Annotated in this window: 12 protein-coding genes; 4 read left to right on the forward strand and 8 right to left on the reverse strand. The window is 65.1% G+C overall.

From position 1 onward, the window contains the following. Window positions 1-392 precede the first annotated feature (392 nt). Entirely contained in the window at window positions 393-1,007 is a 615-nt protein-coding gene (locus tag ACLP25_RS02850) for a hypothetical protein (RefSeq protein WP_442467722.1), read from the forward strand. A 341-nt stretch (window positions 1,008-1,348) separates the two neighbouring features. Here ACLP25_RS02850 and ACLP25_RS02855 read toward each other — a convergent pair whose 3' ends face one another. Further along, a complete protein-coding gene (locus ACLP25_RS02855) occupies window positions 1,349-1,525 on the reverse strand; it encodes a CsbD family protein (protein ID WP_442467723.1) in 177 nt (58 codons plus the stop codon). Between the two features lie 267 nt (window positions 1,526-1,792). On the opposite strand from ACLP25_RS02855, the gene trxA reads away from it, so the two are divergent. Beyond that, a complete protein-coding gene (gene trxA / locus ACLP25_RS02860) occupies window positions 1,793-2,110 on the forward strand; it encodes a thioredoxin (RefSeq protein WP_442467724.1) in 318 nt (105 codons plus the stop codon). A gap of 904 nt (window positions 2,111-3,014) precedes the next feature. After that, a complete protein-coding gene (locus ACLP25_RS02865) occupies window positions 3,015-3,500 on the forward strand; it encodes a hydrogenase maturation protease (protein WP_442467725.1) in 486 nt (161 codons plus the stop codon). Here ACLP25_RS02865 and ACLP25_RS02870 read toward each other — a convergent pair. The 7 genes from ACLP25_RS02870 to ACLP25_RS02900 all read right to left on the reverse strand — a co-directional run bounded on the left by ACLP25_RS02870 (window position 3,457) and on the right by ACLP25_RS02900 (window position 11,016). After that, entirely contained in the window at window positions 3,457-4,875 is a 1,419-nt protein-coding gene (locus tag ACLP25_RS02870) for a Ni/Fe hydrogenase subunit alpha (RefSeq protein ID WP_442467726.1), read from the reverse strand. The genes ACLP25_RS02865 and ACLP25_RS02870 overlap by 44 nt on opposite strands. Window positions 4,876-4,886: 11 nt before the next feature. Beyond that, a complete protein-coding gene (locus ACLP25_RS02875; RefSeq protein WP_442467727.1) occupies window positions 4,887-5,417 on the reverse strand; it encodes an NADP oxidoreductase in 531 nt (176 codons plus the stop codon). Next, window positions 5,414-6,124 (reverse strand): bidirectional hydrogenase complex protein HoxU, encoded by a 711-nt coding sequence (gene hoxU / locus ACLP25_RS02880; RefSeq protein ID WP_442467728.1) that lies wholly within the window; start codon window positions 6,122-6,124, stop codon window positions 5,414-5,416. The genes ACLP25_RS02875 and hoxU overlap by 4 nt, the downstream gene beginning before the upstream one ends. A 12-nt stretch (window positions 6,125-6,136) precedes the next feature. Further along, complete coding sequence (locus ACLP25_RS02885) at window positions 6,137-9,304, reverse strand: NADH-ubiquinone oxidoreductase-F iron-sulfur binding region domain-containing protein (protein ID WP_442467729.1); 3,168 nt, start codon at window positions 9,302-9,304, stop codon at window positions 6,137-6,139. Further along, on the reverse strand, window positions 9,301-9,837 hold the full coding sequence (locus tag ACLP25_RS02890; RefSeq protein ID WP_442467730.1) for an NADH-quinone oxidoreductase subunit NuoE family protein: 537 nt from the start codon (window positions 9,835-9,837) through the stop codon (window positions 9,301-9,303). The genes ACLP25_RS02885 and ACLP25_RS02890 overlap by 4 nt, the downstream gene beginning before the upstream one ends. Window positions 9,838-9,840: 3 nt before the next feature. After that, window positions 9,841-10,251, reverse strand: coding sequence for a hypothetical protein (locus ACLP25_RS02895; protein WP_442467731.1), 411 nt, complete (start codon window positions 10,249-10,251; stop codon window positions 9,841-9,843). Between the two features lie 315 nt (window positions 10,252-10,566). Then, the gene (locus tag ACLP25_RS02900; RefSeq protein WP_442467732.1) at window positions 10,567-11,016 is read right to left on the reverse strand and encodes a Crp/Fnr family transcriptional regulator; all 450 of its coding nucleotides are present in this window, start codon (window positions 11,014-11,016) and stop codon (window positions 10,567-10,569) included. A gap of 463 nt (window positions 11,017-11,479) precedes the next feature. On the opposite strand from ACLP25_RS02900, the gene ACLP25_RS02905 reads away from it, so the two are divergent. Next, the gene (locus ACLP25_RS02905; protein WP_442467733.1) at window positions 11,480-12,517 is read left to right on the forward strand and encodes an aspartate-semialdehyde dehydrogenase; all 1,038 of its coding nucleotides are present in this window, start codon (window positions 11,480-11,482) and stop codon (window positions 12,515-12,517) included. The last annotated feature ends 1,008 nt before the right edge of the window (window positions 12,518-13,525 follow it).

A 13,525-nucleotide genomic window follows, 5' to 3' on the forward strand; every position in this document is an offset into this window, starting at 1 on the left:
CCCCAGCCGCCGGCGGACTGGGCGAACCCAGCGCTTGGAGCGAAGAGCGAGAATATCGCCGCGGTTACCACTGCGCCATAGCGCAATTTCCTGTCGAATGCCTTTTTGCGCATGAAGGAATCCTCCACCGTGGTGTAACCCGTTAAACAGTGTTAACAGGCAGTCAATATGCTATTAATGTCTGATGTCGGGCTTCTTTCAGTTTTATGTCAGCGCTCTTCTTCTTGGATTGTTACTCAAATGGAGGCGATGTCGGCTGATTTCTTGTCATCAAAATGTCTCAACTTCGTCACGTCGACACCGTAATAGAGAATGGCGATCGGCGTCGCCCTCGGCGCGACCGCGCGTCCGATGGCGTTGCATATCCGGATCGAGCGCGGCCTCGAAGTCCCATGGGTGAGCTTGACCAGCTGACGGCCTTTTTGTTTGCCCGCGTCCATGAGCGTGCGTCGCCATGCATTGCGCAGATGGCCGCCCGCTCATGGCGCACTCGTCTCGTACCGGAACCGGCTGCGAAGAACAGCAAAGGATCGGTTATGACCCTTTCGCGGAGCCGTCCGGGAAGGACCGCTCCTTGCGCAATCCTGCCATTCCAGTCGAGCGCCAAGCGTTTGATTTTGACCGCCTGGTCACCCCCGAAACCCCCGCCCAAGCGCCGCGCCCCCGGTGTCGGGCGGCCTCTTCATGACGACGAAGCCGGCGCGCTCAAGGTGCTCGACAAGCCGTTTGGCGACGATCTCGGCCATGATCTCGTCGGCGTTGTGGACGCGCTTGCGCCCCTGGAATCGCAGCGCGAAAGCAAGCGCGTCAGCGAGGTCGGATGGGTCGGCGGGGGTGAGCTCAGCGTCGGGCATGCCGACAGGATAGAACATAACCGGAACGAACGCCAAGTCGCCGACCGGAGGGCAGCCGCGTTATTCAGCGTGGAATCGGTATCGAACCTCCGGGGCGCCCGCCTTTATCGGCCCGAGCGCGCGCTGCAAGAAGACGTGGGCGGTATGTTCTGACGCTTCTCGCCGGGCCGCGTCAAGCGTGTCGCTCTCGCCGCAGATCGGGCAACGAACGATGGTCTCGATTCCTCGAACGGTTTCGAATTGCACGGGTTTCCTGCATCGCCCGCATACGATGCCTTCCTCCTCATGGAATCCCATCGCCGTCCTCTCCGAGCTTTGTTACTCCCGGTTTAGTAACTTCAAGACCATCTTCGGCAGCCGGCTGCAATGGGGGATTCTACGTAGGCTGCCGAAGGCGGTGGCTAGCAAAGAAAAAGGGCGGCCCGAAAGCCGCCCCGGTTGACGGCGCCCTCGGCGCCTCGATTGACCTGAGCCGAAAAGCCGCAGATCCAATGCTACGGCGTGCGCTTGGCGGCGTCCTTGACGTCGCCGAGAGCCTGTCGGGCTTCTCCCTTGGCCTTGTCGATCTTTCCCTCGGCCTGGAGCTTCTTGTCGTCCATCATTTTCCCGGCAGCGTCCTTCATGGCGCCCTTGGCCTTGTCCGCCGCGCCTTTGATGTGTTCCTTGTCCATGATCGCCTCCTTTGACTCTGGGTCAACCGGGGACGGAGCAATAAGGTTCCCGGAAATCGATGGCCTGTCCGACGTCGAACACGGACAATCGTCCAGTTCCGCGAAACATCGCCGTCGCGTTCGCCCAGAATATTTCCACCGCTCTGATAATTGATTTGGCGCAACTTGTTCTCTTCTGCTCGTGCTAGGTTTCAGGGACACAATGGGTAGGGAAATGCACAGTTAGCTCGCGTGCGGCGTTTAGCGCCGCCGGAAAGCGAGGGCGAAATGTCGGTTATTGTCACGGGCGCGAGTTTCGAAACGGACGTCATTCAATCTACGGAGCCTGTGGTGGTCGATTTCTGGGCCGAATGGTGCGGCCCATGCCGGACGATCGCTCCGGCGCTCGAAGAGATCGCCGAAGAACTGCAGGGGAGAGTGAAAATCGCCAAGCTCAACGTCGACGAGAACCCCGGGGTGGCCGGGAAGTTCGGCGTGCGTTCGATTCCCACTCTGATCCTATTCAAAGGCGGAAAGAGCGTCTCGACCAAGGTCGGCTCCGGGGCGAAGTCCGAACTTTCGCGCTGGATCAGCGCGGCAGTCTGAGAAAGGCGCCGATGAGGGGGCCGGTCGAGCGGAAGGCGGCGCGCCTCGTGAGGGGGTGGGTGCTGTCGCATGCGTATTCTTGTAATCAGAATCTCATTGACAAATTGTTGCGTAAATCCGTTTCCTAGGGCATAATGGCTCCAATGACTTCGGATTGACTCGCAACGCCGCTCGCCCTGATTCGCGGTGCGTCCTTATGTCGTCTCCGGAAGGCCGGAAACGGGCGGGAGCTTGGCCGAGAACACGCTTTGGGGCGCAACGTCTTGGAAACATTGAATTCGGCAATGGGAAAACCTTGTCAGAAGTTGGCGTGGATTTGGGTCCGGCGCCCTGTCGGCTTGGCCTGCGCCGCCTTTGCGCTTGGGGTCTCTGCGCCTTCGCCCCGGGCCGGGAAGCGGCGCCGCGATGCGGCAGACCGCCAGGCGCCGGGTCGCGCCGCCGACGCTGGCGAGGACGACGCTTGCTTCGCCCGATGCTGTACCGTTGCGAACGGACCCACTCGCCAAGCCGCCGCGCGGCGCGCCCCCACTACCGTCCTTCGGACAGTGCCCCTCCTCCACTTCGCTTTCGCTCCATGGGGGAGGAGAAGCGGCGGCGCCTTTCCTCCCTTGCGCATCAGCGCGGGGAAGGGGGACCATGCGATCCCCGGACTTGATCCGGGGGATGGTGGAGGGCGCCCTCGGCGAAGATCGGACTCGTTGGCCGTCACAAACGGACAGAATCCGGCGCCCAACGCTTTGGAATCGCTGGGTCGCGACCAGAACCGCCTCAGCCTTCTGGGCGACGCCGGGGCCCGAAAGGGCGGCCCCCTTTCCGGCCTCGCGGAGAAGGGCGTCCCGGTCCTCTCGGCCCCGGGGCCGGGCGAGTTGTCGACGGCGTTCGGGCCTCTCGGGCGAGGGGCGGCATGATCGAGGCCGCGCTGGTGATCGGCTACGGCAACGCCTTGTGCGGCGACGACGGCGCCGGGCCAGGGGTCGCGCGCCTCTTGTCGGCGGTCGACGGCGCAGACGTGTCGGCCTGCGGCCAATTGACGCCCGAGCTGGCCGACGACCTGCGCGACCGCGCTGTCGTGGTGTTCGTCGACGCGGCGGCGACGATCGAGCCCGGCGCGGTCGCTGTCCGACCTCTGGCCGCCTCCGGCCCGTCCGAGCCGGGGCTGACCCATCATTTCAGTCCGGAGGCGCTGCTCCTTTTGGCCGAGCGGCTGTACGGCGCCCGGCCACGGGCCTTCCTGGTCACGGTGGGGGCCGCCTCGTTCGCCCTGGGCGAGGACCTTTCGCCGAGGGTCGCCGCCGCCCTGCCCGAGGCGGCGGCGGTCGTCCGCCGCCTGCTCGCGGCGGCGGAGGTCAGGTGTGGGCCGTGTCCAGAAGCCGACCGTCGGCGTCGATGAGGCTGATCTCCAGAGGATACGAGCCGTCGGCGTGGGTCGAGCAGCTGAGGCAGGGATCGTAGGCGCGGACCACCGCGGACACCCGGTTCAGCACGCCCTCCTGGAGCTTGCGCTCGTGGATGAAATGACGGGCGACCTGATCGACGCTGCGGTTGATCGCCAAATTGTTGTGGCCGGTGGCGATGATCAGGTTGGCCCACGTGATCGCGCCCGACTCGTTGACCTTGTAGTGGTGGATGAGGAGGCCGCGCGGCGCCTCGGCGATGCCGACGCCCTCGAGCGCGTTGACCTCGGCCCGCGCCCGCACGTGCGTATCGAGAATGCTTGGCGTGTCCATCAACGCCTCGAGCCGCTCCAGAGCGTAGACGATCTCAACCAGCCGGGCGTAGTGGAAGTGGAAGGAGCTTTGCACCACCGGGCCGAACCGCTGGTGGTATTCGAAGAACTCGACGTCGGCCTGCGGAGTCCCGCAATGGGTCGCGACGTTGAGCCGGGCCAGCGGGCCGACCCGGTAGATCCCTTCGGGATAGCCTAGCGGCTTGAAATACGGCGCCTTGAGATAGGAGTAGCGGAGTGTCGCCTCGCCGATGAAGCGGTCGTACTCCTCGGCCGGCATGGCCGCGACCGCAACCTTTCCGTCGGCGCCGACGAAGCGGACCGACCCGTCGTAGAGCTGCAGGCCGCCGCCGGCGTCGACGAGGCCCGCGTACATCGTCGGCGTATTGCCGAAAAAGGCGATTTCGTCGGGGAACGTATCGACCACGCCTTTGAAGAACGCCAGGGTTCGGGCGGCGATGGCCTTGGCTTCGGGCAGGCCGCGGAGAATGCGCTCGCGCACCGCCGGGTCGAGCGGCGCGTTCACGCCGCCCGGCACGATCCACGACGGGTGGATGCGCTCCCTCGCGAGGCCTTCGATCACCTGCTGGCCGAACTTGCGCAGGGCGACGCCGTCGCGGGCCATGTCCGGATGGTCCTCCAGTACGCCGAAAATGTTGCGTCGCTCGGGCGCGCTGTCGAACCCGAGGATGAGGTCGGGCGCCGAAAGGTGGAAGAAGCTCAGCGCGTGCGACTGCGCGATCTGGCCGCAGTGCAACGCTTCGCGAAGCCTGGCGGCGGCGGGGGGAATCCGCACGCTCATGATGGCGTCGCAGGCCTTGGCCGAGGCCAGGAGATGGCTGATGGGGCAGATGCCGCAAATGCGGGCGGTGATTGACGGCATCTCGTAATAGGGCCGCCCCTCGCAGAACTTCTCGAAGCCGCGCACCTGGGTGACATGGAAGGCGGTCTCGGCGACCTGGTCGTCGTCGTCGAGCCGGATGGTGATCTTGGCGTGGCCCTCGATGCGCGTCACCGGGTCAATGACGATGGTCTTCATGAGCAACCTCCTCAGCCGAACCGGGCGCTGGATTTCAGATCGGGGACGCGGCCCTCCAGCAGTTCCTTGAGGACGAACAGGATCAGCCGCGCCGACGGGGGGCAGCCCGGCACGTGCAGGTCGACTTTCACCACGTCGTGCAGCGGCGCGACCTGCTTGAGCAGGGGCGGCACGACCTCGTTGGGGACGCCCTTGCCGACGTCGGCGCCCTCCACGTACAGCCGCTCCAAAATGGCTTTGACCGGCAGCGGATTGCGCATCATCGGCACGTTGCCGGTGACGGCGCAGTCGCCCAGCGCCACCAGGATGCGGGCGTTGCGGCGGATCGCCCGGATCTTCCTCAGGTCGTCCTCGCTGCTGACGGCGCCCTCGACGATGGCGACGTCGATGTCGGGAGGAACCTCCTGGGCGTCGACCAGCGGCCCATACACCACGTCCGCCTGATGGGCGACGGCGACAATCGCCTCGTCGATGTCGAGCAAGGACATGTGGCAGCCGGAGCAGCCGTCGAGCCATGTCGTCGCCACTCTCGCCTTTCTCATGGCGCGGCCCCCTTCCTGATGGCCAACCGGGTGACAGCGGCGTTGGTGCGGGTCATTTCCTCGACGGCGTAGCCTTTCTCGACCAGCGCCCCGGTGGGGCAGACCTGGACGCATTTGCCGCAGCTGGTGCAGGCGCGCGACGCGCCCCACGGCCGATCCAAGTCGGCCACCAGCCGCGAGGCGATGCCGCGGCGGCTAATGTCCCAGACGTGGGCGCCCTCGATCTCGTCGCAGACCCGCACGCAACGGCTGCACAGAATGCAGCGGTTATGGTCGAGAACGAACCGCGGATGCGAGACGTCCACCGGCAAGCGCGGCGAATTGTAAGGGTAGCGGACGTAAGTGACGCCGAGGCTCTGGGCCAGGGCCTGCAGCTCGCAATGACCGTTGGACACGCAAACCGCGCAAAAGTGGTTACGCTCGACGAACAGCAACTCCAGCGTCAGGCGCCGGTGCCGGTTCAGCCGGTCCGACGTGGTTGTGACGGCCATGCCGCGTTGAGCGGGCGTGGTGCAGGCTGGCAACAGACGATCGACCCCACCGACTTCGACCAAGCACAGGCGGCAGGAGCCGGGAGAACTCACCCCTTCCAGGCGGCACAGGGAGGGAATGAATTTCCCATTGGCGTTGGCGACCTCGAAGATGGTCTGCCCCTCGGCGGCGGTGCAAAGTTCACCGTCAATTCGTACGGAGATCTGAGAAGGCACGGCGGCTTCTCCTTAGAGATGGACGGCGGCGTGGCCGCCGATGTCGCGGATATCGCAGCGCAGGCATCGGGCAGCCTCGCGCGAGGCCTCTTCGGGCGACAGGCCAAGCGCCGCCTCGTCGAAGGTCCGGCGGCGGGAGGCGGCCGGCATGTCGCGGCTGCGGTGGCGGCGGCAGGGATCGGGGTCCGGCGGCCGTTGGTCGTAGATGAACTTCGGCAGGATGTCGTCGAGCCGGGATTGGCCGCTGAGACGGGCGTCGATGTAGCGCGCCGCCTCCTTGCCGTAACCCATCGCGTTGGAGATGTTGGAGGCGCCGGTGACCAGGTCGCCGCCGGCGTAGAACTTCTCGCGGCTCGTCTCGAGGCTGTAGCGATTGACATCGAGCACGCCGCTCTCCTTGAGGCTGAGCCCCGAGGCTGCGCAGAAGTCGCGGTCAACCACCTCGCCGACCGCGAGGATCACGCTGCTGCAGCGGATCATCCGCACCTCGTCGGTAAGGATGGGGCGACGGCGGCCTGACGAGTCAAACTCACCGAGTCGGGTCTTGACCACCTCGACGCCCTTCACCTCGCCATGATCGCCCACGATGCGGTGAGGGGCGGCGAGGAACTGGAAGCGCACGCCCTCCTGCTCCGCGGCTTCCACCTCTTCCTCGATGGCCGGCATGTCCTTGCGTTCGCGCCGGTAGATGACGGTCGCCGACGCGCCGAGGCGCACGGCGGTTCGGGCCGAATCGATCGCGGCGTTGCCGCCCCCGATAACCGCCACGTGGTGGCCGACCGGCATGGCTTCGCCGGTCGCCACGCCCTCCAGGAACGGCAGCGCCGGACGCACGCCGGCGAGTTCGGTGCCGGGCAGGTAGACCCAGGATTCCTTCCAGGTGCCGATCGACAGGAACACCGCGTCGAAGCCGGCGTCGAGTTCGTTGAGCGAGATATCTTCGCCGACCCGGGTGTTGAAGACGAACTCGACTCCAAGGCGGCGGATGATCTCGATCTCGCGGTCGAGCACCGCCTTGGGCAGGCGATATTCCGGCAGGGCGTAGCGCAGCATGCCGCCGGGCTCGGCGTGGTCCTCGAAGACGGTCACCGCGTGCCCGAGCAGCGCGAGGTAGAACGCGGCGGTCAGCCCGGCAGGGCCGGCCCCCACGGCCGCCACTTTGCGGCCGGTTGGCGGCAGACGGCGGGCGGCGATTTCCTCCGCGACGCGTTCGAACGCGTCGGTCAGCAGCAGCCGGTCGGCAATCAGGCGATGCACCTCGCGCCTGTTGACCGACTCGTCCATGGTCTGGCGCCGGCAGCGGTTGTCACACGGGTGCTGGCAGACCCGGCCGGTGGAGGCCGGCAGGGGATTATCCATGATCACGGACAGGAAGGCGTCGTCGAGTCGGCCCTCTTTGTAGAGTTCCAGGAAGCGAGGGATATTCATGTGCAGCGGGCAGTTGTTCTCGCACGGCGACAGCACCAGGTCCTGGCAGACGCCCGCCCGGCAACGTCGGGCGTGGATGTGGTCCTCGAACTCGTCGTGGAAGTGGCGCAGCGTGGTGAGCAGGGAATTGGGCGCGGTTTGCCCCAGCGCACAAAGCGACGTGTCGCGGATCATCCGCCCAAGTTCGTCGAGGTCGGCGAGATCCTCCTCGCGCCCGTGGCCCTTCGTGATGCGAGTGAGGATGCGCAGCGCCTTGTCGAGCCCCACCCGGCAGGGCGTGCATTTGCCGCAGGATTCCGAGCGGGTGAACTGAATGAAGTAGCGGGCGACGTCGACCATGCAATTGTCTTCGTCCATCACGACCATGCCGCCCGACCCCATGATGGCGCCGAGCTTGCCGAGCGACTCGTAATCGACCGGAGTTTCGAACAGGTCGGGTGGGATACAGCCGCCCGAGGGGCCGCCGGTCTGCACCGCCTTGACCGGATGACCGTTGAGGCCGCCTCCGCCGACGGCGTGCACGAAGTTGCCGAGCGGCGTGCCAAGCGGCATTTCGACAAGGCCGGTGTTCCTGATCTTGCCCACCAGCGAGAAGACCTTTGTGCCGGAACTGGCGCCGCCGCCGGTTTCCGCGAACCAGGCCGGCCCTAAGGCGATGATCGGGGCGATGTTGAACCAGGTTTCGACGTTGTTGATGTTGGTGGGATAGCCCCACAGGCCCTTTTGCGCCGGGAAAGGCGGGCGTGGGCGGGGACGACCGGCGCGGCCTTCGAGCGAGGCGATCAGCGCCGTCTCCTCTCCGCATACGAAGGCTCCTGCCCCCTCGATGATTTCAATGTCGAACGAGAAGCCGCGGCCCAAGATGTCCTTGCCCAAAAGGCCGTATTCGCGGGCCTGGCCGATGGCGACGTTCAACTGATGCACGGCCAGGGGATATTCTGCGCGGATATAGATGACGCCCTCGGTTGCGCCCGTGATGTAGGCGCCGATCGCCATACCCTCGATCAGGGCGTGCGGATCGCTTTCGATCTCGTTGCGGTTCATGTAAGCGCCGGGATCGCCCTCGTCTGCGTTACAGATGAGGAACTTTCGCCCGGCTGTAGCCTTGCGCAGAAACTCCCACTTCTGTCCGGTCGAGTAGCCGGCGCCGCCGCGCCCGCGCAGTCCCGATTCCTTAATTTGCTCGTTGGCCGCCTCGGGCTTGCCGTCGATCAGCACCTTGTACAGGGCCTGGTAGCCGCCGACGGCGATGTATTCCTCGATGTCGTCGGGATTGATCAGCCCGGCGTTGCGCAAAATGAGCTTCTTCTGACCGCGAAAGAACGGCACCTCGTTCCACAACGGGATGTCCGGGAAGCCGGCGCCGTACCGGACGTGCGATGTCAGATGATTCCAGTCCTCGATCCGGCACAGCGCCAGATCGGCGGGAACGGTCTTGGCCGCCAGGTCGTCAAGGATCCTGTCGACGTGGTTCACTTGCACCCGGTGCAGAATCACGAGCGGTTGCCCAGGCAGTCGGACGTTGACCAGCGGCTCCTCGGCGCAAAAGCCGAAACAGCCGGTGCGGATGAGATCGATGTCCAGCCCGCGTTGGTCGATCGCCTCCGCGAAGGCGTGCATCACCGCCTCGGCGCCATTGCCCGACCCGCACGTGCCCATGCCGACGGCGATTCGCGGACGGGGCGGCAGCAGTTTTGCGATGCCGGCGTCGTGGACGGCGTTGAAGTTGGCGAGATCGCGGATGGCGGTCATGACAGACGGCCTCCCTTGTCGAGAGCGTCAAGTTCCTTGAGCAGCGAGCGCTCATTCATGTGTCCGAAGATGGTGTGGTTGACCTCGACCACGGGCGCCAGGGCGCATTGGCCAAAGCACGCCACGGTGCGCAGCGTGGCGGCGCCGTCCGGTGTGGTGATCGACAGGCTTTCCGTCTCGCCGTCCCCGTCGGATTGCAGCCCCAGCCGCACCGTCGCCGTCTCCAGCAAGTCGCGCGACCCGCGCGTATGGCAGGCGGTGCCGCGGCAGATGCAGACCGTGTTGCGACCCTGCGGCTCCAGGCTGAACAACGCATAGAAGGTCGCCACGCTGTAAACCTGGGACAGGGGGGTCGCCGTCTTCGCCGCGATGTATTCCAGGACCGTCGTCGGCAGGTAATGGGCCGGTTCATGCTCCTGGACCCTCTCGAGGACGCCCAGCAGGGCGCCCGGCCGATCCCCTCGCTCGGCGATCACCCTGTCGACGAACGCCTGGTCGAATTCCTGAGGTCGTAGCGTTGCGACGCTCGGCATTGGTCATCTCCCTGGCTGAGGCCCGGTCCTCATTCTCCGCGGTTGGTCGTACGGCGTTCCCACTTCGTGGGCTTGAATCGACTTCGGCGGAGCGGTTTCCTCATTCGTCGGCGGAAGTCGACGCTGAAACTGCCGCGTCTCGCGGAACTCCGAGATTATGCGGCCTTCGTTCGTCCTGCGTTTTTTGAGGGTGATCGGCGGCGGCCAGCGCGCGTCAGCTATGACGCCGCCCCCGCCGATATCCACGACGCTCCACTCGACTGTCGCATACGAACTGGATTGCTGGTCGGCCACGGCATCGCCGACGAGGCCGCACACGACGCTCTGAGGGGTTTCGGGCTTCGTCGAACCGGGGGTACCCTTCACCTGCGGGAGCGGCGAGCCGAAAGTTGTGAGGAAGAACACCTCGGTCATGCATCACGACGCTCGGGCCGTTCCTCGAGGGCGCCTGCGTCCCCGTCATTCGCCCGATAGCACTCGGCTTTTGAATAGGTTCTGCCGATTTCCCGCCTGCGGCAATGCGGCCTGGCGTCGCACGACCGGGCGAGCTCGCGGTCCAGTCAGGGCCGCCGCCAATGAAAGCGATGGCGCCTTCGACCAGTTACACTGTCGGGCAGGCGCGGGATACGAATGCGACAGAGGCGCGTCTAACGCTCGGGCCCGGGATGCCTTCTCAACGGGCGAGCGCGTCGCAAAGGAGGCGGACGCATGACGGGGAGGAGGCTTGGGTCACCACAGCATGGTCCACGACAGGTTCTCGACCTCGGGGTCTACGGGAGCGGGAGAGACAGCTTTCTGGCAGTCGCGGACGAAGCCGCGTAAGCCCCGGCGGTTGGGGTCGATTTTCTCCATGAGTTCGTTCGTTTGGCGGAGCCGGCGCACCAGAACCTTCATGAACGCGACGGCGCGCTCGGGATTGTCCTCGAGCGAGGCGACGAACTCCTCGTAGGTGGTCGCAAGGCACTCGACGTCGGTTTGTGCAACGATGGTGGCGGAGCGGGGCCCGGGCTCGATCAGGGACATCTCGCCGAATACCTCGCCGGTGTGGAGCGTGCCGACCCGCCTGCCCCCGGCCCCGACCAGCACCTCGACCGCGCCCGAAACGATGAAGTAGGCCGTGTCGCCCTCGTCGCCCTCGCGAATGATGGTCTCTCCGGCCTTGAACGCGACCGACTGCATGGGAGTCCTCCAGAAACCGCCATCGGGCAATGTGGCACGATTGAGGGAGCAGAGATAGGGATTCACGTCGCCCGATCGAGCCTCTCGAGGATCCAGGGCTTTGTCAGCGAGGGTTCCGTGAAGGATGCGGCGCCGGTATCAGCCTTTCGACCGATCCGAGCTCTCTCCCGAGAACCCGAATTGCGCCAGTGGCCGCATTGACAACGCGCTTGCGTCATGGTTTGCGAAATCCTGGTCGGCGCACAACCCTGCGCCCGACGACGGATCCGTTTGATGCCGCGTCTTGTCAAAACGATGACGACGAAAACGCGTCGCCCGCTGAAAGGCGGGACGATCGGCTGAACGCGCCTTCCGCTCCGGTTTCCTCCCCCGGCGGGGCGCCGGGGTGAAATCCAAATCGAGACACAGAAATCGGTTTGGGCGTGTGTTGCGGGGAGGCCTGAGAGTCAGAAGGAACTCGCCCATGTCAGGCTATAAGGTCGCGGTCGCCGGGGCCACCGGCAATGTCGGCCGCGAGATGCTGTCGGTCCTCGCCGAGCGCCGTTTTCCCGTCTCGGAGGTCGTCGCGCTCGCCTCCTCCCGGTCGATTGGGAAGGAGGTGTCGTTCGGCGACGCGACGCTGAAGTGCAAGGCGCTCGACCATTACGACTTCTCCGACACCGACATCTGTCTCATGTCGGCCGGCGGATCGGTGTCGAAGGAATTCTCGCCCAGAATCGGCGCCAAGGGCTGCGTGGTGATCGACAATTCCTCGGCTTGGCGGATGGACCCTGACGTGCCGCTTGTCGTGCCCGAGGTCAACGCCGACGCCGCCCGGGGCTTCGTCTCGAAGTACATCATCGCCAACCCGAACTGCTCGACCGCCCAGCTCGTCGTGGCGCTGAAGCCGCTGCACGACCGGGCGACCATCAAGCGCGTGGTGGTGGCGACCTATCAGTCGGTTTCGGGCGCCGGCAAGGAGGCGATGGACGAGCTCTTTTCCCAGACCCGCGCGGTGTTCACGAGCAATCCGGTCGAGACGAAGAAGTTCCCCAAGCGCATCGCCTTCAACGTGATTCCCCATATCGACGTCTTCATGGATGACGGCTCGACCAAGGAAGAGTGGAAGATGGTCGCGGAGACCAAGAAGATCCTCGATCCGAAGATCAAGCTGACCGCCACCTGCGTGCGCGTCCCGGTGTTCATCAGCCATTCGGAGGCGGTCAACATCGAGTTCGAGAAGCCGATCACGGCCGACGAGGCGCGCGACATTTTGCGCGAGGCGCCGGGCTGCGTCGTCATCGACCGGCGCGAGCCGGGCGGCTACATCACCCCGCACGAGGCGGCCGGCGAGGACGCGACCTACATCAGCCGCATCCGCGAGGATCCGACGGTCGAGAACGGCCTCAATCTGTGGTGCGTCTCCGACAACCTCCGCAAGGGCGCGGCGCTGAACGCGGTGCAGATCGCCGAAGTGCTCGCCAACCGGGGCTGGCTGAAGCCGAAGTCCAGGGCCGCTTGAGGTCGCGGCTGAGAGCCCCCGCCCTTCGGACGGCCCCTCGCCGCACCGCAAGGCGGGAGAAGAGCTCGGTTTGCCAAAGCCGAGCCCGAAACGAGTTTTTTCAATCGGTTGCGGCGGAAATTCCGGGCCGCTCGCCGGGCTGGCCCCTGCGCGGCCACCCGGCGCCTGGGGCATTGAATTCCCGAACGCAACTGTGCCGGCGCTGCCGCGGTTTGGATAGGCGCTGTCTCAAGATTGGGTTCTGTAGGAATCATAGCGGATATTCTGAATCTTTGCAAGATAATATTCGTTAAAGGCGAAAATCTCTCAGTCACGCTGCGTCGCCGCCAGCCGCCATCGGATGATCCGAGCGACGAAATCGGGTCCCGGAGGCCCGGATGTCGCACAAGCGCGTCGGGACCCCGCTCAGGCGTGCGAATCCGAAGCGCCCGTAGAGATGCGAGAGGGGATAGCTTAGCTCCCGCTCCGCCCGACGTTGTGCTTGAAGCGCAACCACCCGCAACCGCACCGCCGCGTTGGCGTTGAGCGCCCGATTACGCCCTGCTGAAAGCGGCTACCGAAAAGTCGTTCGCCCATCCGCGTCGCATGCGGTTCACCTTGCCCACACGTCGGCTTTAAGCCTTTGATGCGCCGGGGAAGCGCCTTCCGGGGCAAACCGTCGTTCCATCGTCTTGCAACGACGCTCAAGAATCTGCGTCAATTCGCAAAGATACCCAGGCCGCACGCGTAGCAAAAACTTCGGAGGTGAAAGCGACCCGACACGGCCTGCGCCCGGCAAAACAAACGCCGCCTCATATTATGATACGCGCGTATCGCAGAATTTTCATTTGGTTCTCGAAGCTGCGCGTCTCGGCAGTCAATACCGTTGCGGTGTACATTTGGCTTGCACCACGGGCGGAACCGGCGAAGGCGAATGAAAGATACGGCGTGTTGCGTTGCAGCGGCGATGCGACACGTTGGCATTGAAATTGACTCAATTAGCGTTGAATAGGCATGGCCGCTCTGATC

The organism is Roseiarcus sp., from assembly GCF_052145395.1.
Taxonomy (GTDB): domain Bacteria; phylum Pseudomonadota; class Alphaproteobacteria; order Rhizobiales; family Beijerinckiaceae; genus Roseiarcus.